The 23,152-nt window shown below is 58.8% G+C and carries 22 protein-coding genes; 9 read left to right on the top strand and 13 right to left on the bottom strand.

Going from position 1 to position 23,152, the window contains the following annotated elements; genetic code table 11:
• Positions 1-49: 49 nt before the first annotated feature.
• The 6 genes from BN1241_RS00575 (at position 50) to BN1241_RS00555 (ending at position 5,201) form a co-directional block, all read left to right on the top strand.
• Positions 50-1,282 (top strand): AI-2E family transporter, encoded by a 1,233-nt coding sequence (locus tag BN1241_RS00575; protein WP_082418129.1) that lies wholly within the window; start codon positions 50-52, stop codon positions 1,280-1,282.
• 47 nt (positions 1,283-1,329) lie between these two features.
• On the top strand, positions 1,330-2,064 hold the full coding sequence (gene rpiA, locus BN1241_RS00570) for a ribose-5-phosphate isomerase RpiA (RefSeq protein WP_054951814.1): 735 nt from the start codon (positions 1,330-1,332) through the stop codon (positions 2,062-2,064).
• Positions 2,065-2,239: 175 nt separating this feature from the next.
• Positions 2,240-2,383: a hypothetical protein gene (locus BN1241_RS12680; protein ID WP_154665171.1), complete on the top strand. Its 144-nt coding sequence runs from the start codon at positions 2,240-2,242 to the stop codon at positions 2,381-2,383.
• 84 nt (positions 2,384-2,467) lie between these two features.
• Positions 2,468-3,706 (top strand): IS256 family transposase, encoded by a 1,239-nt coding sequence (locus tag BN1241_RS00565; RefSeq protein ID WP_054951813.1) that lies wholly within the window; start codon positions 2,468-2,470, stop codon positions 3,704-3,706.
• 77 nt (positions 3,707-3,783) lie between these two features.
• A complete protein-coding gene (locus BN1241_RS00560; RefSeq protein ID WP_082418128.1) occupies positions 3,784-4,311 on the top strand; it encodes an alpha/beta fold hydrolase in 528 nt (175 codons plus the stop codon).
• Positions 4,312-4,595: 284 nt separating this feature from the next.
• Positions 4,596-5,201, top strand: a complete 606-nt coding sequence (locus BN1241_RS00555; RefSeq protein WP_230198209.1) for an AIM24 family protein — start codon at positions 4,596-4,598, stop codon at positions 5,199-5,201.
• Between the two features lie 179 nt (positions 5,202-5,380).
• Here BN1241_RS00555 and BN1241_RS00550 read toward each other — a convergent pair whose 3' ends face one another.
• From BN1241_RS00550 to BN1241_RS00515, 8 genes are all read right to left on the bottom strand, one after another.
• Complete coding sequence (locus BN1241_RS00550) at positions 5,381-6,529, bottom strand: hydroxymethylglutaryl-CoA synthase (RefSeq protein WP_054951811.1); 1,149 nt, start codon at positions 6,527-6,529, stop codon at positions 5,381-5,383.
• Between the two features lie 30 nt (positions 6,530-6,559).
• The gene (locus BN1241_RS00545) at positions 6,560-7,615 is read right to left on the bottom strand and encodes a hydroxymethylglutaryl-CoA reductase (RefSeq protein ID WP_054951810.1); all 1,056 of its coding nucleotides are present in this window, start codon (positions 7,613-7,615) and stop codon (positions 6,560-6,562) included.
• Positions 7,612-8,706, bottom strand: a complete 1,095-nt coding sequence (gene fni, locus BN1241_RS00540) for a type 2 isopentenyl-diphosphate Delta-isomerase (protein ID WP_230198208.1) — start codon at positions 8,704-8,706, stop codon at positions 7,612-7,614. The genes BN1241_RS00545 and fni overlap by 4 nt, the downstream gene beginning before the upstream one ends.
• Positions 8,703-9,782, bottom strand: a complete 1,080-nt coding sequence (locus BN1241_RS00535) for a phosphomevalonate kinase (protein WP_230198207.1) — start codon at positions 9,780-9,782, stop codon at positions 8,703-8,705. The genes fni and BN1241_RS00535 overlap by 4 nt, the downstream gene beginning before the upstream one ends.
• A complete protein-coding gene (gene mvaD, locus BN1241_RS00530; protein ID WP_054951809.1) occupies positions 9,779-10,783 on the bottom strand; it encodes a diphosphomevalonate decarboxylase in 1,005 nt (334 codons plus the stop codon). Before mvaD ends, BN1241_RS00535 begins: the two co-directional genes overlap by 4 nt.
• A complete protein-coding gene (gene mvk / locus BN1241_RS00525; protein ID WP_054951808.1) occupies positions 10,780-11,880 on the bottom strand; it encodes a mevalonate kinase in 1,101 nt (366 codons plus the stop codon). The genes mvaD and mvk overlap by 4 nt, the downstream gene beginning before the upstream one ends.
• A 495-nt stretch (positions 11,881-12,375) precedes the next feature.
• Positions 12,376-12,669, bottom strand: a complete 294-nt coding sequence (locus BN1241_RS00520) for a sulfurtransferase TusA family protein (protein WP_082418125.1) — start codon at positions 12,667-12,669, stop codon at positions 12,376-12,378.
• A gap of 186 nt (positions 12,670-12,855) precedes the next feature.
• Positions 12,856-13,920 carry a YeeE/YedE family protein gene (locus tag BN1241_RS00515; protein WP_054951807.1) on the bottom strand — a complete coding sequence of 355 codons (1,065 nt, stop codon included), beginning with the start codon at positions 13,918-13,920 and terminating at the stop codon, positions 12,856-12,858.
• Positions 13,921-14,458: 538 nt separating this feature from the next.
• Between BN1241_RS00515 and BN1241_RS00510 the strand changes: the two genes are divergently transcribed.
• Positions 14,459-15,343, top strand: a complete 885-nt coding sequence (locus BN1241_RS00510; RefSeq protein WP_077138208.1) for a trimeric intracellular cation channel family protein — start codon at positions 14,459-14,461, stop codon at positions 15,341-15,343.
• Between the two features lie 153 nt (positions 15,344-15,496).
• Positions 15,497-16,717, top strand: coding sequence for a winged helix-turn-helix domain-containing protein (locus BN1241_RS00505; RefSeq protein ID WP_054951806.1), 1,221 nt, complete (start codon positions 15,497-15,499; stop codon positions 16,715-16,717).
• A gap of 61 nt (positions 16,718-16,778) precedes the next feature.
• Here BN1241_RS00505 and BN1241_RS12675 read toward each other — a convergent pair whose 3' ends face one another.
• The 5 genes from BN1241_RS12675 to BN1241_RS00480 all read right to left on the bottom strand — a co-directional run bounded on the left by BN1241_RS12675 (position 16,779) and on the right by BN1241_RS00480 (position 21,914).
• Positions 16,779-18,002 (bottom strand): hypothetical protein, encoded by a 1,224-nt coding sequence (locus BN1241_RS12675; RefSeq protein WP_147599153.1) that lies wholly within the window; start codon positions 18,000-18,002, stop codon positions 16,779-16,781.
• A gap of 264 nt (positions 18,003-18,266) precedes the next feature.
• Complete coding sequence (locus tag BN1241_RS00495) at positions 18,267-19,319, bottom strand: aldo/keto reductase (RefSeq protein ID WP_054951804.1); 1,053 nt, start codon at positions 19,317-19,319, stop codon at positions 18,267-18,269.
• A gap of 144 nt (positions 19,320-19,463) precedes the next feature.
• The gene (locus BN1241_RS00490) at positions 19,464-19,676 is read right to left on the bottom strand and encodes a TOBE domain-containing protein (RefSeq protein WP_054951803.1); all 213 of its coding nucleotides are present in this window, start codon (positions 19,674-19,676) and stop codon (positions 19,464-19,466) included.
• A gap of 286 nt (positions 19,677-19,962) precedes the next feature.
• Positions 19,963-20,640 (bottom strand): response regulator, encoded by a 678-nt coding sequence (locus BN1241_RS00485; protein ID WP_147599151.1) that lies wholly within the window; start codon positions 20,638-20,640, stop codon positions 19,963-19,965.
• Positions 20,641-20,651: 11 nt separating this feature from the next.
• Positions 20,652-21,914, bottom strand: coding sequence for a sensor histidine kinase (locus tag BN1241_RS00480; protein ID WP_187117573.1), 1,263 nt, complete (start codon positions 21,912-21,914; stop codon positions 20,652-20,654).
• Between the two features lie 193 nt (positions 21,915-22,107).
• On the opposite strand from BN1241_RS00480, the gene BN1241_RS00475 reads away from it, so the two are divergent.
• Complete coding sequence (locus tag BN1241_RS00475; protein WP_054951800.1) at positions 22,108-22,812, top strand: DUF4352 domain-containing protein; 705 nt, start codon at positions 22,108-22,110, stop codon at positions 22,810-22,812.
• Positions 22,813-23,152 lie beyond the last annotated feature (340 nt).

Below are 23,152 nucleotides of genomic sequence, written 5' to 3'. Positions count from 1 at the left end.
GTAGGTTAAGTTCTGGATTCACTTCTACGAAGGTCACCCAGGAGGTCACATGGCATTGTTTCGTCGGAAATCACGCGCGGATCATCGCACCAGGGTGACGGCTGTTGCTCCCGTTCCCCAATCTGATACTCGCACTCAGCATCGAGTGGGGGAGACTCCAACCCTGCCGGGGACTTCCGTGGGGGTGTCCCCACAGCTCGCCAAGTACGGGCTGAGTTCCTGGTATCTCATCGGGATCATCATTTTCATATCCCTCATTGTTTTCGCGACCACGCAGGTGTCCTTTATCTTCATCGGTATCGTCCTCGCGTTAGTCTTCACCTCGGTGCTCAGGCCGATTACAGACCTGTTTGATCGATGGATGCCACGGGTCCTTGCCATGATCCTCGCGTTCATTCTCGTGGTCGGCATTTTCTCCGGCATTGTCACCTACGTCGTGTATTCGGTCCAGGGCGAGTGGGACGATCTAGCAGACCAGTTTTCGGACGGCATCGATTCCCTTCTCGATCTGCTGGAGAACAGCGCGTTGCCGTGGAGTGTGACGGCGGATGACGTAAGAGAGTGGCTCAATAGCCTCACGGAGTCCGCAATTGACTGGGTGCAATCGAATACGGGAGAGATTTCTTCCCAGATCATGAGCTCCGCTTCTGTCATCGGCAACCTCCTCATGATCTTTTCACTAGCTCTCATGGCCGCGATCTTCTTCATCATGTCGGGAAGCAAGATGTGGCTGTGGTTCCTGAACCTCCTGCCAGAGCGGAACCGGGATAGGACCCATGAGGCGGCCCACGCCGGCTGGATTGCGTTCTCCGGCTATGCTCGCGGCACGATCATCGTCGCCGTTCTCGACGGTATCCTCGCCTTTGTTCTGCTCTTGATCCTCAAGGTGCCACTCGCCGCACCGCTTGCGGTCATCGTGATCATCGGTGCTTTTATCCCCCTCTTCGGTGCGCCGATTGCGATGATTATCGCGACGATCGTCGCTTTCGCCGCGAACGGCCCAATCACGGCCCTCCTCGTTCTCGTCGGTGTGGCTCTCATTGGTCAGCTTGAGGGAGACGTGTTCCAGCCTCTGGTCATGGGCAAGCAGGTGAACCTGCACCCGGTCGTCATCGCCGCCGGTGTGCTGGCGGGAACGTACCTGGCGGGCCTCACGGGCGCCATCATCGCCATCCCCATCCTCTCCGTCATCTGGGCCGTCATCAAGGTTCTCTACAAGCCCGATCCGCCACGCAAGTCACTGCCCAAGGTCAGCTCAGAAAACCAGCCTGACAGCAAGTGATCGCTACTTTGTCGTATCGTTGACAGAGCACCAAAGGAGAGTCTTACATGTCCGCAGAACAGGCAAAGATCGCCGCCGGAATCTACGCAGCTTCCCTCATTGAGGATGGGCAGAAGGTCGGGCTCGGGTCCGGGACCTCCGCCTGGCATTTCATTCGTGCCCTCGCCAAGCGCATTGGCGAGGGATTGAACGTCGTCTGTTCTCCCGCCTCCAGCACCTCACGGAAACTCGCTCTCGAGCTTGGTGTGCCGCTCGTGGAGCTGGATGAGCTGGATGAATTGGACGTTTGTGTTGATGGGGCGGATGAGATCGCACCCGATGGTTCCATGATCAAGGGCGGTGGCGCGAACCTCCTGTGGGAAAAGATTATCGCCACCAACTCAGCGAAGATGCTGACCGTTGTAGATCCGAGCAAGGTCGTCACCACCCTCGGTGCTTTCCCGCTGCCGATTGAGGTCACGCCCGCCTATTACGGGACGACGATCAAGAACATTGCGAGCCTGCTGGAGCGCATGGGCTGGTCGAATGTTAGGGTGGAGCGCCGTATGACAGAGTCCTCCCCCGTCATCACCGACAACGACAACTACATTGTTGATGCTCACCTCGGCACCCTCACCCAGCCTCTCGAGCTCGCCATCGCCCTGAACCAGATCCCGGGTGTTGTCGAGAACGGTATTTTCCCGGCCATGTCCTCCGGTGTCATTGTCGGCCGCGAAGATGGTACCGCTTCCCTTGTTGAGCCCGGCTTCAATGCTGACGAGGTTCGTGTGGGCTCACAGTAGCCATCCCCGACCTTGAGGAACTCCACCCGTCTTTAAGGAAATCTTCGCCTGGTGCCCTCGTATAAATTACACGGGCACCAGTCTGTTTATTGTCTCAATCAAGGATGGTGAACAGTTGGCTAACGTTGACCGGAAACTCTGACCAGGACGGCCTTGAGCCCGTATGCTCACTCTCATGACAAATCAGCTCATTTTCATTGATGGTATGGGAGAGAAGGCGGCGACGTACGAGAAGCTAGCCGACCTCGTCGACTATCCCGATGCGAAACTCCTGTCCTACGGTGGGTTGCGTCCCTTAGTGTGGTGTAACGCTTTCTGATGGTGGGCCTTGGGAAATATTGGGGCGGCCACCGTCAGTAACCTTTCGACTCAACTACCACATCTCACCGAAAGGCACGTAACGATGACCGCTGCTCCGCATTCTATCGACCCTGCAACCTATCTGGACGATCTGCTGGCACAGGCTTCCCCGGATCTGATGCGTCAGATGCTGCAAGGGTTTATCAACCAGATCCTCTCCGCCCAGGCTGATACCGTCTGCGGGGCTGAATACGGCGTCGCTTCTGCTGAGCGGGTCAACCACCGTAACGGGTACCGTCACCGAGACCTCGACACCCGGGTCGGCACGATCGATGTGGCGGTACCGAAGCTGCGCCACGGCGCGTTCTTCCCGGACTGGCTGTTAGAGCGACGTTCACGGGCCGAACGAGCCTTATCGACTGTGATCGCGACCTGCTACCTCAAAGGGGTTTCCACCCGTAGGATGAATGACCTGGTGGCAACACTTGGGATTTCCAACATGTCGAAATCCCAAGTATCGCGCATGTCGGAAGAACTCGACGAGATGGTCGCAGACTTCAAAAACCGCCCACTCGATCCCGGCGGGTACGCCTACCTGTCCTGCGACGCATTGACGATCAAAGTGCGCGAAGGCGGCCGGGTGGTCAAATGCTCCGTACTTTTGGCCACCGGTGTTAACGCTGACGGGTACCGCGAAATGCTCGGCATACATGTCGCCACTGCGGAATCCAACGCATCGTGGAAAGGCTTCTTCCAGGACTTAAAAGCCCGCGGGCTTTGTGGTGTCTTCCTTATAACCAGTGACGCCCACGAAGGCATCCAGCACGCCATTTCTGAAGTGCTGCCTGATGCGTCGTGGCAGCGGTGCCGCACCCACTTCGCGAAAAACCTCTACGAAAAGGTCCCGAAGACACAGTGGCCGATGGTCTCTGCGATGTTCCAGACCATCTTCCAGCAACCCGATGCCTCATCTACTTGGGGACAAGCCCGGGAGGTCGTCGACTTGTTGGAGCCGAAATTCCCGCAGGTTGCGGCCTATCTGGAGGAGTCGCTTGATGAGGTGTTGGCGTTTACCGCAGCGCCGAAACCAGTCTGGACGAAGGTGTGGTCGAACAACCCCACCGAGCGGTTAAACAGGGAGATCCGCCGGCGCACCGATGTCGTGGGCATCTTCCCGAACCGCGAATCCATCATCCGGCTTGTCGGTGCGGTTCTTGCCGAGCAACACGACGATTGGATCCAACAAAAGCGCTACATGTCACTGTCCGCACTCGAACACACCAAACACCTCATGCACCACCCAGGAGGTGATCATGGCGACCAACACCAGCTAACCGCCTAACCCAAAACCCCGAACTTCATACCGAGCCGAAAGCTAGACCGCTACACCACTACACGGGACTTGACCCCTACGGTGAGCTGTGCGAGCCGGAGCAGCCCTATTCCATCGAGCAGGCTGCCCTCACTCTCGGTGATCACCTCAGCGCGGTGGGAGTCACCTCGACTGTCCTGGTTGGTACGTCGATCGGCGCCAAGATCGCGACCGAGTTCGCGGCCAATCATCCCCAGTTTGTTCGAGGCGTCGTTCTGGTTGGCCTGCCAGCAAACTCCTCGCCCGATGACCTCATTAAGCGCTTGCGCTCATTACGCTTCGTTCCGAAGAAGCTCCTCCCGATCCCTGCCGGATACGACAAGGACGGATTCAAGGGCATTCTGACCGCGGCACACAACTACGAGGCTGAAACAACGTTGCCGGGGCTGACTATGCCAACTGCTGTGCTGTATGGGGTGAAGGATGACGCTCGATCCGAGAGCATTGAACAGATCGTTGGGGAGCTGGAGGAATCTCGTTTCGTGACTGTTCCAGGTGGACACTTCCTCGCAAGCGACAATCCGAGTGCGCTCGCACAGGAGATTCGCGCCATGATCGAGGAGACAGGCCTATAAGCCCGAGCGGCTCCCTTCAATTTTTCACTCTGGCCCCGCTAACAGTCCGTTCACCTGGGCCTACTACTTGAACGATCCTCCAGTAGCGGGGAATCCTTCCCAGGTTGCACCCCCTCACGGGATCGTACGGACTCTAGGCTGGGAGCGGGCCTGAGAGGTCGTCCTTGTGGCCTCTCCTTCCGCCGAACACCGTTGTAAGTGAGGACATGATGAGATCAACACTCTTTGATCAAGCGAACAAAGAGGTTCAATCCGGTGAGCGCTGGAGCTTGCAGTCAAGCAAGATGTTGCGTTGTCGCCTCGAACCCGATTCGAAAGAGATTGTCGCAGCCCAGGGAGTCATGGTTTCCTACCAGGGGCACATGGACTTCGCCTACCAGGGCTCCGGCGGTGGCATGAGGATGCTGAAAAAGTTCGCGTCGGGTGAGGGCGGGAGTCTCATGAAGGTGAGGGGTCAGGGTGAAGTGTTTTTCGCCCGCCAGGCCCACAACATTTTCCTCATGGAACTCGAGGGTGAGGCCATCACCCTTAACACCGGAAACCTCCTCGCCTTTGATGGAAACCTGGACTGGGATATTCGGTCCCTCGGCAATGTTGGGGTCATGTCGGGAGGCCTCTTTAACCTTCACATTCAGGGTCACGGGACGATCGCACTCACCAGCCATGGACAACCCATGATCCTTGACTGCTCACAGCAGCCAACCTTTGTCGATCCGCAGGCAGCGATCTGCTGGTCCCCGAACCTCACTCCGACTCTGAAGAACGATTTTAAGATGAGTTCACTCATCGGACGCGGCTCCGGTGAGTCATTCCAGCTCGGCTTCCACGGCCCCGGTTTCGTTGTTATCCAGCCCTCGGAGGGCGTCACACCCGCGGGTATCCTCGGCTAGCAACACCCACTCGGCGGGCATGCAGGCACCCGGCAATCAGCGACCGGCAAACTCACCACGAAACCAACCAGGAAACTCGCATCTTTAGGTTGCTTCAGGGTGGGGATGGCTGAAGGCGTAAACCATCGGTGCACGCCTTCAAGAAATCTGTGATTCAGTAATCCAGTAGTCGGGATACTCTAGCGAGTCTCGTACTGCCGAACACGGTCGGTGACGCCAGCGAACCGGAAGGGAGCCTGCGTCACCTCCTCGGTCTCGTAGTTTTCGGAGGCCCCGTTGTAGGCGGCGTGTAGTTCCCGATATTCGTCGAAGGACACTTCGACGCGACGGTCGAGTGAGTCGGCGACGTGTGCCGGATAGATGTGGTCATGGTAGCCGGGCTGGACCACTGCGGTGAAGAATTCTGAGACGGAACCCGAGCCGTAGGAGAACAGTCCGAGCCGCTTCCCTGCCAGGTCATCGTTGCCGTGCAGCTGCGCCACCAAACCGAAGTAGAGGGAGGCGGTGTAGGAGTTGCCGAGGCGACGGTTGTAGGCCATGGATTCTTCGATCAGCTCGGGGCCGAGCTCGACACCAACATGTTCGGCGAGCTTCGTGTGGGCCTTGCGTGCCATCTTCGTGAACGGCTGGTGGTGGAGGAAGCGGTGAATGTCATCGATCTTCACTCCCCTGCGCGATACGAGATCATCCCAGGCCCCGATCGTCGCATCGAGGTAGGCATCGAGGGAGAGCTTTCCTTCAACGAACGGCGTGGAGGAGTCGTTGGGACGCCAGAAGTCGTTAACGTCGGCCGTGAACACACCCGAGTCGGGTTCGATCTCCACGAGGGCGGGGTTGGCGGTGATGAGCATTGCAACCGCACCGGCTCCCTGCGTGGGTTCACCACCGGAGTCGGCCGCGTAGCGGGCGATGTCGGAGGCAATGACGAGCACCTGATCGTCCGTGTAGCGGGCGACGTGGTTGACCGCGGTCTGGATCGCTGCGGTTCCCGAGTAGCAGGCCTGCTTGAATTCGACCGTGCGCACGGACTGGGGCAGTCCAAGCAGTCCGTGCACGAACACTCCGGCGGCCTTGGACTGGTCGATACCGGTCTCGGTGGCGAACAGGACCATGCGGATCTTGGACTTGTCGTGGCGCTCGAGCAACCGTGCCACCGCCTCGGCTCCCATGGTCACAACGTCCTCATCGGGTGCTGGGACGGAGAACTCGTCCTGTCCGAGACCGATGTGGTACTTGTTGGGATCAATATCGAGTGCCTTCGCCATCGAATCCAAGTTCAGAACGTAATGCGTGGTCGCGATATCAAGATCGTGAATACCGATTTTCAAGAGTTCTTCTCCTTTTTGGGTGCGTCGCACCTAGTTCTTGCCGCGCTCGAAGTTAACGTGTGCTGCCATGAGTTCGCCCGGGTTTGTCTGTGCTGCGAGCAGTGACAGTTCGCCGCAGAGAACTGTTCCGGCGATGAGGGCGGCGAGCCGCCTCGTGTTCTCACCGGGTTCGCGGTCCTCGCGCAATCCCAGCCTCTCCATGGCGACGTTGACGTGCTCGAGGTGCTTGCCGTTGCCGACCGTGCCAACGATGAGGTGGGGCAGTGAGCAAGCAAAGTAGAGGCCCTCGTCCCGGTTCTCCGCATACGTGAAGCCCTGCGAGCCCTCAACGATGTTTGCAGCATCCTGGCCCGTTGCCAGGTAGAAGGCGAGCAGCATGTTGGCGAAGTGTGCGTTCGAGGAGCGTAGTGCTCCCGCGATTGTGGATCCCACGTAGTTCTTCCGCACCACGAGGTCCGTGGTCTTTTCTGCTGTGGTCTTGAGCGTGGAGGCAACTATGTCGTGGGGAATGAGGATGTCGGCGTGAACGTTGCGGCCGCGACCGAGGGCACCGTTGATTCCGGTAGCCTTCTTATCGGTGCAGAAGTTCCCCGAGATTGAGCCGTATCCGAGTCCCAGATTCCAGGACAGGATGGTGGACATGAGGGAATCGGAGGCCTGGGTCGCCATGTTGTGCCCGGAGGCATCCCCCGTCCGGAATGCAAACCTGACAAAGAGGAGGCTCCCGACGATCTCGGGGTGGATCTCGATGAGCTGAGCGAAACGCGAGCCCGCCGAGACAACCGCGGCAAGCTCGTCAAAGCGCGAGGTGATGGTCGTGGCGGCACGATGAGCATCCGCAGCCGACTCAGAGGTGAACATCACGGAGCGTGTCATCCGCTCATCCACCACCGTGGCGACGATGCCGCCTTCAACGAGTCGCGACACCTTCGCACCGCGACCGACCGAGGGCCACAGGGGCGTCTCGTAGGTGGCGAGGGGAACATCAAATTCGCCCTCGATAGCGTTACCGCTGAACCGGATGGGACCAACCCAGCGAGTCGGGATCGCGGTTACGGTTGTTTCTGAATAGGTGGATTGGCTCATTTTCTCTCCTGGCTCCGTCGCGCAAGACATGCTAGGTCAATTCCACGATCTTCAGCAAAGTCACGGGATTCTCCCCGAATCAGAATGTCAGTGTATGCCATCTGGGAAGGAGCCGTGACTCCCATGAGAGCCAGCATCTCCCCCAGACGCGACTTCCACGCCTCCAGGACCTCGGTCATTGCCTCCGGCCCTTCGTTCAGCGCAACCGTCAGGAACGAACCGGCCACACCGACCGCACGCGCCCCGAGCGCAAGGCTCTTGACAACATCGAGCGGGTTGCGCACACCGCCCGACGAGAGGATCGCAAAATCATCCACGGCTTCTCCGCCGATCAGTCCCGCGCTGCGAGCATCGAGCAGGCACTGGACGGCGGAGTTACCGTAGCCGTGGAGGAACGAATAATCGTCGTGCCCGCCGTCGCGCCGGCTGTTTTCAATCTTGCCGAAGTCGGTCCCGCCCGTGCCGGCCACGTCAACGAACTGCACGCCCACGTCCCTCAAGGCGAGGAGGGTTTTGGCGGAGAGTCCGCCACCGACCTCCTTGATGATAACGGGAACATCGAGTCCAGCCACGATCTGTTCGATGAGGGGAAGCCAGGTCGAGAAGTCCCGGTCACCTTCGAGCATGATCGTTTCCTGCACGGCATTGACGTGCAACTGCAACCCATCGGCACTCAGCAGGTCGACCGCCCGCTTCGCATCAGCCACGCTCCGCCCGGCACCAATGTTGGCAAACACGATGCCGTCCGGGTTCTCGTCACGGATCACCGTGAAAGACGCGGCCGTTTCGGGATAGTCGAGGGCAATACCCACGGAACCCGAAGCCATGGCGATGCCTGCGGATGCGGCGGCGATCGCCAGGTTCCGGTTGATGGTCATGGCCGTTTCTGTCCCACCGGTCATGCCATTCACGTAGAAGGGGGCATTGAAAGTCAGTGGCCCCACCTGAGTATCGAGCGAGACTCGGTCCCGGTTGACGCCGTCGAGGGCGTGGTGGATGAACGACACGTCATCGTAAGCCCTGGGAGCCGGGTTCTTCTGTTGCTCGGCTGCGAGGCGAATGTGGTCTTCCTTGCGAGATGAGACGATCACGCATCCCCCTTTGAGTACACGGCAAGATCGAGCGGGCGGATTCCTGCCTGCTCCCATTCTTGCCAGATCGCAGTCACATCGGTATCTGCGTTCGCGAAAGCGATCCCGCAGTCACCACCACCCGCTCCGGCTGGCTTCGCCGGAGCATCGAAACGACCCGCGATCTCACACAGTGCAGTCAGTGTATCGGTTTCGATGACGATCCCGGAGGATTCCTGCAGGAATAGCAGGCACTGCCTCATTTCGTTCAGCTGCTGACCCGAGGCCGCAAAATCATCTGCCTTGAGGGCATCGGTCAGCTTCTTCACCGTGTCTGCCGCGCGGGACAGGAACGTGCCGTAGTCGGGACTGTCCTTGGGACTTGCCTTCTTCACGGAGCCCACGAGTGCGCTCGTTGAGGCCGGCGAACCCGTCCATCCAACAAGGAGTCGAATGTTGCTGGGGGCGGGAATCACTTCAATCTCGCACTCGTCCCAGCCCGGCCCGGACAGTGATTCGGTCACCGTGTGGGAGGCAGCGTACTCGCGCAGCGTTTCCCGGTTCGGGGAGGAATAGTTGATCCATCCCCCATAGGTTGACGACGCGAGGTCCCCGCCCGAAGCGCGGGGAGAGACCGCGATCGTGGCGAGCATGGCCAGCTTGAATCGGTCCATCGTTGACAGCCCGAGATCGTAGAAGGAATTGATCGCCGCAATGGTGGCGACGACAACGGCCGCCGAGGAGCCGAGACCAAACTTCTGGCCCTCAGCATCGTCGAGCTCAGATTCAATGTGCAGATCAAAATAGGAGGGTGCGATCCCGCGTTCTTCACGCAGCCGCTCCACGGTCGACAGTGCCGACATGACATAGTCGTACGGGTGATCCTGGGCAACGACTTGCCCGGTCTCGTCACGCCGCCATTCCACCGGCAACCTCCCGTACTCGGCGGAATGAATCCTGCCAGTGTCGGTCGAGGGAGTCAGGGTGATGGTGATGAAACGATCAACAGCAACGAGAACAGCGTGCTGTCCCGGTTCCACCACCGCATACTCCCCGGCGATGAAGAGTTTGCCGGGGGCGGATGCCTGAATGGTCACGGCTGCTCACCGGTCCCCGCCCGTACCTGATCCGTATCAACAAGGTGGGCTCCCCGACCGGGAAACAGGATCTTTGCATCCCCATCGCGCGTGAACGGGGCGAATGCCTTCGCAACCGCCGCAGCATCCCCGGGCTTCGTAATCGCGAAGACGTTCGGACCAGCATCCGCCGTTCCGTAGGTTTCGATCCCTTCTTCACGTAGCTGCGCAATCCGGTCAAAGACGTCGAGGCTGGCGGAGTTGAGGTAGCGGATTGAGGGGCGGGAGGCAGCAATAACGGCATGCATACGCATCGCGTGCACCTCGGCGATTTCACCAATCGTCGTGAAGTCACCCGCGGTGCAGGCATCAATCATTTCCTCAAGGATCTGCTCCGTCGAGGTGATCCATTCGGGATAGAACGGCGAGGTGGTGGCGGTTGCCACCATGCCCTTGCGGGAGGACACAGCCTTCTCACCGGTGGCGACGGGAACCGAAATCATGGCCATGTCCGGGGCCTGAATCTCTTCCGCGTAGGAGGATTCATCATCGCCAGCGTGCCACACCGCGAAGCGGTCAATAATCGAGCGACTCGCGGATCCAGAACCGCGCCGTGCCAGGCGCGACAGGTCCTTCGTGTCCAGGTCGAGGCCGTAGGCGGCGGCAGCTGCGACCGCGAGCGCAGCGAAGCCCGAGGCCGAGGACGCCATACCGGCAGCGGTGGGGCCTTCGTTGACGGAAACGACCCGTGCGTGGGCCGTAGCCGTTGGCAGGCCCTGCTTCTCGGCAAGGTCTCGAATGAACCCAAGGAACGTGTGCACACGTGCTGAGCCGGCACCGTCTTGCTCTGTTCCGTTGAGGTTGAACGTCTCCGTGTCGGCGAGGGTGACCGAGGTCGTTGTCGGGTAGTCATCGAGTGTCATCGACATTGAGCCAGCAACGGGAAGGATCAGATCCTCATCGGCTTTGCCCCAGTATTTGACGAGAGCGATGTTGGGGTACGCCCGAGCGGTTACGGTCACGCATTCTCCTGGTTGTCGAAAAGGCCCTCATGGCCCGTGGGATGCTGGTATTCCTCAGCCAGATGCGAAGGGACAAGTGAGGTCTTCCAGCCGCGGCTGGCTCCGGCTGCTTCGAAGCCTGCGATGAGCTCCCGGGCATGATCTTGGTCTTTGGCGAGCGCAAGAACGCATCCGCCCAGGCCCGAGCCGGTGAGTTTCGCACCGAGGGCGCCTGCCTTATCAGCTGCTTCAATGAGCGCATCGAGTGCTGGAGCGGATACTCCCAGCCGGGTCAGCTGCTCCTGTCCCTCCCTCATGGAAGATCCGAGGTCGTATTCGTTACCTTCGCCGAGGGCAACCATGGCTCGTTCGGCCAGATCCGCCAGGCCATTGATGATGCCGTCAACGAATCGCGGGCTCTGTTCTCGGAGCATGCGCACGCCGTTGACTGCTGCCGAGGTGGATCCGGAGGTGCCGGAGTCTGCGATAACGAAGGTGAAGGGTTTAGCTACGTGCACATCGGAGGGCTTGCCGCCTTGGAACCGGACAGGGGTGAGTGAACGTACCGTGTGAGCGTCCAGTCCCGAGGAGGTTCCGTGAGCAACGTTCTCGGCGATTTGGACGAGCTTGAACTCATCCGAGTCGGATAAGGTCACGCCGGCAGCGTTACTCACTGCGGCCACCATGGCTGCCGAGACTGCGGCTGAGGAGCCGAGTCCCCTCTCCAGTGGCACGGTTGAGGAAATGACAATCTCGCAGGATTCAATGTTGAGGCCTACGTGGTGGGCGGTTGCTCGCAGGGCGGTAATGACGGGGCGGAGTTCTTTTGGCGCCTTCGCCAAGGGTCCCGTGTAGAGGTCGGAGGTGATGGTTGCGGTCTTTGAGGCGCGGACCGAGACTGCGGTCTGGAGGTCGAGGAGCGGTAGGGCAACGGCCGGTGCACCATAAACAACCGAGTGCTCCCCCATGAGGATCGACTTTCCATGCGCGCTTCCCAGCCCGCCGTGGCGGAGGTTCTTGAGCGGTCGCTCGGTCCCAACAGACAGCTGTGCGCCAGGGGTGGTTGCCACCTCCGGCTGGACTGGGACCTCTAGATCGTTAGATTCCGGCTTGTACATACTCACTTCACGTTCCGCTCGGGGTGTCATGCCCGCGGAACAACGCAGTTTTGTTGAACTTACTTAAAGTACACAATCTAGGTTATCTTGGCCATGCCCTGAATGCGGTATATATGTTACCTGAACTGCTCATGACAGTACTCACACGCGGCAAATCGCCGCGGCAACACGCCTATCGGCACACCCCATGATTCTCCTCCAATTGCCTACGAATACTCTTCTTTCCGGAAATTTTCTGTTGCGGCCCCGCTTGTTGAGTCCCCGGATTCAGCTGAGGTCCTAGTTCTTGTTGAGGTCCTGATTTTGTTGAGGTCACGGATATTTCGGCACTAGTTTCTATCTCGGTATCGGCTTTAAACTTCCTGCACCATCCGTGGCACAGGTGTGGGGACCGGAAAGTACCGGTCCCCACGGTCGGGTCGCACTATCGCGGATGCGACCTTGCAGGCGGGATTCAGTCGGTGATCGGCACAGACATCCTCCCGCCCGCACGTCTTAGGCTTTCTGAACGGTGATGCTCCAGGTTGCTTCGTCGAGCTGACGGAAGTCGGTGACCCCGTGGCCGTTCTCGGCCGCCCATGCGGGGATCGAATCGGTTGCCTGGGTGCAGTCGAAGTCGATCTGCAGCTCATCTCCCGAGCTCAGGGGTTGGATTGCTCGCTTCGCTTCGACGAGCGGGAAGGGGCAGACCTGGCCGATGGTGTCGAGGCGGTATTTCTTTGTTGGTCCGGTTGCTACGGTCTGTTCGACCGGTTTCTTTTGTTCTTTCTTGAGTTTCAGAAAAGCCATCCTGTCATCCTTTTCTTTGCTGCCCGGGATCACATCACACGGGCTGGGTTGATCTTTGGTTTCTTAATGCTTGGCTTCACCTGTTCCACACGTGCAAGCATTGCGATGCCCGCGGCTTCTGCTGTGGAGCTAGTGGAGGGATAGGTGCTCTGGGACTTACGGAAAGTACTGCTTCGAGCGGTGTTGTTAGCGGACTTCGGCAACCTGGGGAACTTCGCTTACCACGGCACCGGCACGGCGGTGGGTTTGGACGAAGGACTTGGCTGCGAATCCAACACCGAGGAAGGTGAAGAGGAGTGCGGTCCAGCCCTGCCAGGAGAAGAGTGCGGTTTGGACGAGGGAGTTGCCGATCGAGCATCCGCCCGCCACCGCGGTTCCGGTTCCCATGAGCGTGCCGCCCGCGATTGCACGAATGGTGGTCGGAGCATCCGGCGCCCTGAACCGAAACTCACCCGAGAACTTGGCGGCAATGTAGGAGCCGGGAATGATGCCGAGGACGAGCATGACACCCCAGTCGATGAGGGTCGTGTCCCCAGTGGCAAAGAATTCCACGATATTGGCTGACGGGGTGGTGATGCCGAGCCCCGAGTTGCGTCCGGTTGCCTGCGAGAGCGGGTAGGCGATCGCTGCGAGAATGCCGACTATGACGGCAGTCGTGTTCGGGGTCCACTTATTTTCAAACAGGAGGTGGGCAAGGCCCGTTTTCTTTGGTGGGAGAGTTGCGAGGGGTGCCTTGGTCTTGCGGACCTGCTGAACGAGCAGGCACCCCACAAACAGAGCAAAGAGAAGAACGAGAAACCAAACAGAAATGCCAAGTGTGTCGTGGATGGTGGTGGCGTTCTGGGTTTCGTCGCGCTGGCTGGCGGTGAACTCCGCTCCCAGCCCTGACTTCATGACTGCGGCGCTGAGCGCGTAGAAGATCAGGGCGACCCAGGAACCGATCAGTCCCTCACCGCTGCGGTAGTAGGTGCCGGTGGCGCAACCACCGGCGAGCACGATACCGACACCGAACATGAAGGACCCACCAACCACGGCCACCAGTGCCAGGGTGGGAATGTTGGGGTTGATCCAGCCTGCCGAGATCATGGCGTTCACGGCGACGGCCTGGATGGCGATGGCGACCAGGAAGGCCGTGAACCAGCGTCTGGATCCGCTCAGCCACACGTCACGGAACGCTCCCGTTACACAGAATCGTCCTCGCTGGAACACGAAGCCGAGAGCTAAGCCCAAGAGTAAACCGGTAATAATCATGGATGTCTCCAAATTTGATAAAAGGGTTGAGATACGTGAAAGAGGGATGGCTGACGCACCCCTGTGGGGTTGGTGAAGGGCATCTTCTGAGTCGCTACGGGTCAGATCCGGCTACCGCCATCGAACACAGTCGTGTCCCTCACGGCAGGCATGGGTGTGGGCCGATCATTTTTGACCAGCAACGCATCAACAGATGGTGCTCACGGGGTGAGCGCGGGGCGCTACTAGATCATTCGACAACGCATCGAACAACACATACAGGCAACCGTGGCTGTCCCAGCGGTGGGCGCGGTGCGCGTATGGAGGAATGACAACATAGATTGTCCTCAAGTTCGACAACTCGCAGAATTGCGATGTAGTCAAACTATCAACTTTCGCTATCCCCACCGACAGATCTCAGAAACTGGACATTGACACGGCTTGGTGAATGTAAGAAGCACTGAGTAGCCGCCTGGGCCGTGTCCTTTCTCCCTAGAACAGGACCTGGGAGGCGCATAAACTTGATACGGCTCAATCCCCTCCGACTCAAGGAGTCAGCATGCTCTTAACTGTCCTGTTCATCATCGGTATCACCGCCGAGGCGATGACGGGCGCACTGGCAGCTGGCAGGCAGAAAATGGACCTGTTCGGGGTCATCATGGTTGCGAACGTGACCGCCCTCGGAGGTGGCTCCGTTCGCGACATGCTTCTGGGCCACTATCCGCTGACCTGGGTGGAGAATCCGCACTACCTCATCATTGTGAGCGTCGCGGCCCTCATCACCGTCTTCACCTCGTCACTCATGAAGTACTTCAGGGTGCTGTTTCTTGTCTTGGACTCGGTGGGCCTAGCCGTGTTCACGGTTTTCGGCATCAGGGTGGCGCAGGACATGGGGCACGGCCTCATAGTTGCGCTCGTCTCCGCCCTTATCACCGGGATCATGGGGGGTGTGCTACGCGATATTCTCTGCAACCGTATCCCGCTCGTCTTCCACAAGGAGCTCTACGCCTCCGTCGTACCGGCAGGCGTGTTCGTGTACCTCGGAATGCTGGAACTCGGAGTCAGCGAGGGCATCACGATCATCACCTCCCTTCTCACCGTGTTCCTCCTCAGAGTCATTGCGATCTACTTCAAGTGGAGCCTGCCCGTCTTTGACTATCAGGAGAAGGAATACACGCGACTCAACCGCACCACGCTCTTCCATCTGCACCGCAAGGGAACCTCGCGTCTCTCCTACAACTTCACCAGCCCACTCAAGAAGAAGGACACCGGTACGCAGAAAAAGGCCAAGAAGAACCGCGGTTCCCGGCCGTCCGGCCCCTCGGCCGAGCTTCAATCTTCCGGGCCAGCCATCCACGTCCCAGACCAAGACAACACAAATTCACCCGGCAGTAGCGCTTTGAGGGAGCGCGGGGAGGGTGAAGGCGGGGAGAACGTCGACTGACACGTCCCCCTATCCTCTGTCATGTGCCCAAGAGACGGGTAGTCTGATTCGGCAAGTACAGGGCCGCCGGTTCCGACCCATGTCGAACCTGGGCACGTGAAGTTCAGCAATGGCCAACTGCTGTAATCCGCCGTGGCACCGAAGGGACAATCCGTGCGAACTATCTCCATCGACCAGGCCCGCCGGATAGCCATCCGCGCCCAGCTCCTCGACAAGCCACGCCCTGCCCGCACTCGCCGCGACATCGGCAGGCTCGTGGAGGGCATGGGGGTGCTCCAGATCGATACTGTCAACGTCTTGGCCAGAGCCCACTACCTGCCGCTCTACTCTCGCCTCGGCCCCTATGACACAACTCTGCTGGAGGATGCATTCAACAAGCAGCCGCGACTCATTCTCGAGCAGTGGGGGCACGAGGCCTGCTACGTCCCGCCCGCCACCCACCGCCTGCTGGCCGGCTTTAGTCGCAGATGGAACTCGGGACACGCACTCGATGAACATCCAGCATCAGCCACATTGAAGAGACGAATCTTTCACCGCATTTCCCAGTCGCCCGCCACTTCCCAGCAGGTGATGGAGTGGTTGGCGGATGAAGAACTGACGGATGAGGAGCAGGCTCTTCTCACCACCACCTCGGACCACGCCTGGTCAAGAAATTCAGTCAAAGTCATCCTTGAGAGCTTGTTCGATGAGGACAGGGTGGCGGCTGCTGGCCGCACCCACCACTTCCACCGGATCTACGGCCTCACCGAGCAAACACTCCCACCCTCGGTTGCGAACATTCCGCCCGCGGATCGCGACACAGCAATCCGGGAACTGACGAAGATCTCGCTCGACAAGGTTGGTATCGGAACGCCGGCTACGATTGCCGATTTCTTCCGCCTCAATCAGAGGGACGTCAAGCCGGCACTCGACGACCTGGTGGCCGATGGAACCGCGCAGTGGGTTCAGGTCCCTGACCGTCCCGATCACCTCCTCCCCACCTCCACAATCATTCCCCGCTCCGTCACGGGAACGACGTTCCTGTCACCGTTTGATCCGCTGATTTTTGAACGGAATAGAGCTCATGGCCTATTTGGTTTGCACTACCGGATCGGCATCTACACCCCGGAAGCCCAACGTACCCGCGGCTACTACTCGCTTCCCCTCCTCCACAACGGCACAATCCCCGCACGTACGGACCTTGCCCTCGACCGGAAGTCCCAAACACTGCTCGTCAAGGGAGCCTGGTACGAGCCCGGCTACGAGCGTCCCGACACGGATCGGGCACTCGCTGGAGAATTGAAACGCTTAGGCGGCTGGCTTGGGGCCACCAGCATCACGCTCACTGATGGAGCACCGGGCGAGGCTATGGAAGCCTTGCACCGGATCCTCTAGGGAACATCCACATCTCGCTAACCACACACAATAACGGGTGGAGTAAAGCAGTCCGAGACTTCTACTCTTCCGCTTTCTCCCACTGGTCGTAGTCAACCTGGATCCAGGTCTCTGGCAAACCTTGCTCCACATCGGTGAGCCAGTAGGTTTGCCCAGGATTCCAGCCCGCAATCATTGACTCCCCATCCCTCACCCGAATGGCCTTCGTGGCGGAGGTGAGATAACCGTTGATAGTCATTCGAACCGCTCCCCAGTCCCGAGCAACATCCCGCCAGTTGGGAATGATCCAGGTGCTGTCCCTACCCGTGGTCCGATACCAGTCGTGCCTGACCTCTGCTGTCACATCCAGCGGGTGAGCATCGCACAATCGCACCCAGTCAGTCACTGAATCAATGACGAACATGTGCGCCTCGGCCGTGATCTTGCGTATCACGGCACGTTCCCAGATCGACCCATCCTCTACGTAACGCAAGCCTGCCGGCACCCCGTCCGGTGCTTGTCTATTGCTCGACACAAGCCCGTAGGGAGGGATGGAGAACCAATTACCGGACCAGTTCGCAGTGGGATCTGTGGGACGTTCCCGCTCGGCAGCCTTCACGTTCGCCATCGTGTTCAACGCCCACCGATCGAGGACTACATCAGCCTCAGCATCACCCTGCTCGCCTTCGACGATCGGCAGATCCATGATCCACTCAATGCTTAGCTCCTCTCCTGCCGAGAGTTTCTCAATCATGGTGGGGGTGAGGCCGGAGCGGGTTTCGAATGCGGCGAGGCTTGCGATGATGACAGGATTGTCGAGGATCCGATCAACCATCTCCGGTTCCTGCCAGTACATGGCCGATGAAACGGAGATCTCCAGTGCTTGGCTCAATAGTTCTAGATCCGAGCTGCCTGGAAGAGTGTCTATGCGAGCAGCAATGCCTGCCGGTGTCACCAGATTCTTCTCGCTATCGAAGCCGGGTCCTCGGACAGCTCGAGCTGACCAGGAGGACATGCTCCTCACCGGCCGCCTGCTTCTTAGCCAGACGACGGGAGACCATAGTGACGGCAAGCCCAGGCGAGGGAACCGCAAACTGAATGTCCCATCCTCATCATCGATACGGTAGAAGAGGCGACTAAAGAATCCTAAGGGCTGGAAGGACGGCATGATCGTACTGTCATCGCTCGGTGCTAGTCGCATCTCCAGGCTCATCATTGCCCGAGCAAGTTCCCCGCTCTCATCGGACAGTTCAGCGAGCCGGTAGAGGAGATGGCGGCCCCTCGGTCCCGAAACAAGATCACTCATGACAACTCATTCTGTTCCGCAAATATGCACTTCATCATTCTCTTGAATATCCTGTCACGCACCGCCGATTCACGCGCCAAAATTCCTCGAAAGGACAGCGAATAATTAACACCTCCGGAATGTATTCCACCCGCCCTCACCTCCCGGGAAGTGGCCTTGGTCCTTGAATGAAGAACCCCGGTCCTCGAAGGAGTAAAGAATCCCGCCGGTCGGTTGACCGGCGGGACACGTTTGTTTCAGATCAGCAATGCTGAGCCTGGTTGGCTAGCGGGATTCGGTTGCGCCCCACCACTGGTTGATACCGGACTCGACGGCATGCTCGTCGATGGCCGCAAGTTCCTCGTCGGTGAAGTCGAGGTTCTTGACCGAGCCAACGCTGTCTTCCAGCTGGGAGACGGAGGAGGCACCGATGAGGGCCGTGGTCAGGGTCTTCTCACCCTGGTCGCGCAGCACCCAGGCAATCGCCATCTGCGCCAACGTCTGTCCCCTGCCATCGGCAATCTCGTTGAGGGCACGGACGTGGCCGAGGGTCTCTTCGGTGAAGAAATCTTCATTCACGCGGCCGCGCGCGAGCCGCGAATCTTCCGGTGTGCCGTTCAAGTACTTGTCGGTCAGCAAGCCCTGGGCGAGGGCAGAGAATCCAATGACTCCCATGCCTTCCTCGGCAGTTGTCTCCAGGAGCGACGGGTTGCCTTCTTCGATCCACCTGTTGAGCATCGAGTAGGAGGGCTGGTGAATAACCAGCGGGGTGCCGAGTTCCCTCATGATCACAGCCGCTTCCTTGGTGGCTTCTGCCGAGTAGGAGGAGATGCCGGCGTAGAGGGCCTTGCCGGAAACCACGGCCTGGTGGAGTGCCAGCATCGATTCCTCGACCGGGGTGTCCGGGTCGGGGCGGTGGTGGTAGAAGATGTCGACGTGATCGGTTCCGAGACGTTCGAGGGACTCGTCGAGGCTGGTCAGGAGATACTTGCGGGAGCCTCCGAAGCCGTGCGGGCCGTCCCACATATTCCATCCCGCCTTCGTGGAGAGGATGAGTTCATGACGGAAGGGTGCGAGGTCCTTCTTGAGGATGCGACCAAAGTTTTCTTCCGCACTGCCCGTGGGCGGGCCGTAGTTATTAGCTAAGTCGAAGTGGAAGACACCAAGGTCAAAGGCGCGACGGACAATGTCACGCTGGGTTTGGAAGGGGCGATCATCGCCAAAGTTATGCCATAGTCCAAGCGCAATGACTGGGAGCTGCAGTCCCGAATCGCCACAGTTGCGGAACGGAATCTGATCGTAACGGTCGGGCGAAGGCTGGAAAGGAATGTGACTCATGCCGTTATCTTCCCACGTTCACCTGGGTTCGTCGCCCTTCTCCTGCCCTACCCGCCAACAGCGAACAGCCCTAGACAAAGAAGACCTCCCACCACGATCACCGATCGGGGCGGGAGGACCTAGATCCGACTTGCGTCAGAGAATTTAGTTATCGGTGCCAACGAGGACGGAGGAAGCCTTGATGACAGCGTAGGCTTCTGCGCCCTCGACGAGGCCAAGTTCCTCAACGGAAGCGTTGGTGATGGACGAGGTGATAACAACCTCGGGAGCAACCTCGATCTTGACGATGGAGTTAACGGCGCCCTTGTCGATGGCGACGACGGTTCCCTTGAGCTGATTCCGTGCGCTGAGCTTCATTTTTCTCTCCTTAAAAGGCTTGAATAACCTGACCATATCCCACCCACTTATCCGCAACAACTCGCCATTTAATGCACATTTCCGCACCGGCGGAACAGAACTTTGTACCCATTCGTAGCTACGAACAAAGAATCAGAAAACGAACGCAAAAACGATTCAGAATTCGGCTGAAGGAGAGGAGACAACAAACGGAAAAGAGTACAGAGTGGAAGGGAAGGGAACAGTAACGAGAAGAAAAGGAGACCCCGACGTCACCCAGCTATGAGATGCGGAGCCTCAGCATCCGTTAGGCATCGAGGGCGTATTGGGCTCGCGTGACGATGACGGCTATGAGCACGCGGCCCGTGACACCAAACTTCTGTTGGATCGCTGTCAGGTGGGATTTGACAGTGCCATCTGAAACAAAGAGCTTCTTAGCAATTTCCGCATTGGACATGCCCGCGGTCACCGCATCTGCAACTTCTCGCTCCCGCTCGGTCAGGGTGCGAACGAGAGCCACGGCCTCCCTGATCTGAGGATCGGCCGCGATGGCACGCACGTGAGCAACCATTTGTTTGGCGGTGCGGGGCGAGAGAGCTCCCTCGCCTGCGGCAACCTCCCTGATGGAGTCGAGGATCCTCTCGGGGTCTTCGGACTTGAGGAGGAATCCGGCCGCTCCAGCTTCGATCGCTTTGAGTGGTTCCCCATCGGCATCGAAGGTGGTGAGGACGATGATTTCGGGAGCTCCTGGCTGGCTTCGAATCCTCCGGGTGGCTTCGATCCCGTTCATCTTCTTCATGACCACATCCATGAGGATGACATCGGGGCGGAGGATCACGGCTTGAGCGATGGCCTCCCCACCATCATTCGCCGCACCCACCAGTTCGATGTCTTTCGCACCGTACTGGACGATGTTGGAGAGCCCACGGATCGTCAACTGGTCATCATCAACGATCATCAGCTTGATCGGTCTCTCATCTGTCACAAGCAGACAGTCTACCGGGCCGGCATAGTCCACGGGAGCCAGGCGTCGACAAAGAACTTCCCGTTTTCTTTCTTCACTTCGAGTGTTCCGCCCACGGCCTCGGCACGTTCTCTGGCGCTCGTGAGCTTGCTCTTGTGCAGCTTCCCATCACCCGAGCGGACGCGTGCCACATCAGCAGGATCGAGATCGCTGGACTTGAGCGGATTCACGGTCTGGATGGTGATGCCCTGGCTGGGACCACCCTGGACCTTGAGGTTGATGCGTTCTTGCGGTGAGTGCTTCATCGCGTTCGTCAGCAGCTCTTGCACGATCCGATAGGTCGCTTTTGTCAGGACGGAGGGTGCTTTGTCGGGGTCGGTGATCATGACGCTTGAGTTGAGGGCTCCGCCCACTGCCATGACGTTCTCAATCACGTCATGGAGTTCGGCAAGCGTGTAGTTTTGCTGGTTGACTCCGCTGCCACCAACTCCGTCCCTCATGATCTGCACAACGGAGCGAAGGTCATCGGTTGCTGTTTGGGCGAAGTGACGGATCTGTTGCGCCTGTTCCTTTGCCTCTGGCGCATCCACCATCATCTCCAACGCCCCGGAGTTGAGGCTAATGAGGGCGAGCTGATGACCAAGGGTGTCATGGATTTCCCGCGCAATATGTTCGCGTTCTTCCTTGCGGATCAGTTCCGATGTGGCAGATTCCGCGACCAATTCTTTTTCCCGAAGCCTGTCCGATGTCTCTTCCAACTGCTCTTCCTTGGCCCCGAGCTCATCATCCTTCGCCGCAATCTGGCTCTTCGTGCGCCGCGAATATCCCATCCACAGGGGAACGATGAGGCTAAGGGTGACGAGCAGGGTGGCAGCCGAATAGTCGGATGTTACCTCACCATTCTGATTCGAGTAACCGAGCTCGCGAAGAAATGAGCCCTCCGGCATCCACAAGAGTTCACGGGCGGTAATGAAGGTGAGGGAGGCAACGTAGATGATCGACATGCGCCACACATCCCCAGCCCGTTGCGATTGCATGAACTGTGGCATCGCAATTCCCTGCACGGGGCCGATGGGAAAGAGAACTTGGAGGAAGGCCAGACCAAACGTCACCCGCCGAGTATCGTCCCGTCTTTGGGAAATCAGGTAGCAGGCACCCAGCGCAGCGAGGAACGTTAGCCAGCCATACACATCGAAAAGGAAGGAGGTATCGGCACTATCTGCCGAGGCCTGGAGCCACGGGGCTGTGGACAGGGAGACGATGAGCAACCATGCCACGGGGGTCAACACGACCATGCGAAAGCTCTCCCATTTACTGGGGTTCTGTTTTTCGCGTGAACTCTTCTTGGCCATACCCATCATCATAAGTAGCGCCCCCTGTATTGAACTCATCCTTTCGGTCAGTGAAGTCTGACCGAATGGCCGATGTGGGAGGAGGGGACCCAAAAATAGATTGAGGGTGTACCGATCCAAAGCAAAGGAAAATCTCATGTCTCGCAACTATGCCCCCGTTCAGAAAAAGAGCTGGTTCGCCCGCCACAAGTTCCTCACCGCCATCCTCATCTTCATCGTCGCCATCATCGCCGTCAGTGCATTCGGCGGCGAAGACAGCAACGACAACCGCACCACTCGCACCTCCTCAAGCTCCCAGTCATCCAGCCAGCCCAGCTCTCCCAAGGCTGAAGAGAGTGCACAGCCTGACGTGGTCGAAGCTGAGGCAGAACCGGCTGAAGAGGAGGCCGCTCCGGCAGAGGAAGCCCCAGAAGAGGCTGCTGAACCAGCCGAGGAAGCTGTTGAAGAAGCACCCGGTGTTGGCTCCACGATCAACAATGGTGAATTCGACATCACCGTCACCTCCTACGAGGCCGGACTTGCCACGGTCGAAAGCGGATACTTCCAGGAGGAAGCAACTGGACAGTACGTGCGAGTCTTCGTGACCGTCACCAACACTTCGAACGAAGCCCATTACTTCTTTGCGAGTAGTCACAAGCTCATCGATGATCAGTCACGCCAGCACACTGATTCCAGTGACGCGATCTTCATGGACGACGCTTTGAGCGCTGAAGAGATCAACCCAGGAGTCACCGTCGAGGGATACCTCCTGTACGACATTCCGGCTGATGCGACGGTCACCGAGATCCAGTTCGGAGCAAGCGGCTTCTTCGACGACCCGATCCCCGTCACCCTCAACTAACCCTCCACCTCCACTAGTTGCCTTATCAGTCCTTTCACAACTAGCGGTCACCAGGCTGGCACCCCGTGGGGTGCCAGCCATCTTCTATTCAAGAAAGTGCTGACACTCAGCGGTCCTGGGTGTCACGGTGCATCCTCTACTCAGCAAACGACCCGGCACCCTCGCCCACCAATACAGATCAGTTGCTCCAAACAACTGGTTCTCTCTTCCGGATTAAAAGTCCGTAGGTTGCGGGCGCTTGATGGAAGATAAAACGGAGGAGAGAGCGGAGGATAAAGCTATGAGCCCGGTATCTTCCACAGGAAGAACCGGGCTCACATGCACTCAGGGCGCTCTGGTT

Origin of the sequence: Flaviflexus massiliensis (assembly GCF_001375495.1) — a bacterium.
Classification (GTDB): Bacteria; Actinomycetota; Actinomycetes; order Actinomycetales; family Actinomycetaceae; genus Flaviflexus; species Flaviflexus massiliensis.
This window is presented reverse-complemented; position numbering and strand designations above follow the sequence as displayed.

Coding starts and splice junctions, on each gene's coding strand:
- BN1241_RS00575 (WP_082418129.1), top strand. CDS start 50: ATGGCATTGTTTCGTCGGAAATCACGCGCGGATCATCGCACCAGGGTG.
- rpiA (WP_054951814.1), top strand. CDS start 1,330: ATGTCCGCAGAACAGGCAAAGATCGCCGCCGGAATCTACGCAGCTTCC.
- BN1241_RS12680 (WP_154665171.1), top strand. CDS start 2,240: ATGACAAATCAGCTCATTTTCATTGATGGTATGGGAGAGAAGGCGGCG.
- BN1241_RS00565 (WP_054951813.1), top strand. CDS start 2,468: ATGACCGCTGCTCCGCATTCTATCGACCCTGCAACCTATCTGGACGAT.
- BN1241_RS00555 (WP_230198209.1), top strand. CDS start 4,596: ATGTTGCGTTGTCGCCTCGAACCCGATTCGAAAGAGATTGTCGCAGCC.
- BN1241_RS00545 (WP_054951810.1), bottom strand. CDS start 7,615: ATGAGCCAATCCACCTATTCAGAAACAACCGTAACCGCGATCCCGACT.
- mvk (WP_054951808.1), bottom strand. CDS start 11,880: ATGTACAAGCCGGAATCTAACGATCTAGAGGTCCCAGTCCAGCCGGAG.
- BN1241_RS00520 (WP_082418125.1), bottom strand. CDS start 12,669: ATGGCTTTTCTGAAACTCAAGAAAGAACAAAAGAAACCGGTCGAACAG.
- BN1241_RS00515 (WP_054951807.1), bottom strand. CDS start 13,920: ATGATTATTACCGGTTTACTCTTGGGCTTAGCTCTCGGCTTCGTGTTC.
- BN1241_RS00510 (WP_077138208.1), top strand. CDS start 14,459: ATGCTCTTAACTGTCCTGTTCATCATCGGTATCACCGCCGAGGCGATG.
- BN1241_RS12675 (WP_147599153.1), bottom strand. CDS start 18,002: ATGAGTGATCTTGTTTCGGGACCGAGGGGCCGCCATCTCCTCTACCGG.
- BN1241_RS00495 (WP_054951804.1), bottom strand. CDS start 19,319: ATGAGTCACATTCCTTTCCAGCCTTCGCCCGACCGTTACGATCAGATT.
- BN1241_RS00490 (WP_054951803.1), bottom strand. CDS start 19,676: ATGAAGCTCAGCGCACGGAATCAGCTCAAGGGAACCGTCGTCGCCATC.
- BN1241_RS00480 (WP_187117573.1), bottom strand. CDS start 21,914: ATGGTCGTGTTGACCCCCGTGGCATGGTTGCTCATCGTCTCCCTGTCC.
- BN1241_RS00475 (WP_054951800.1), top strand. CDS start 22,108: ATGTCTCGCAACTATGCCCCCGTTCAGAAAAAGAGCTGGTTCGCCCGC.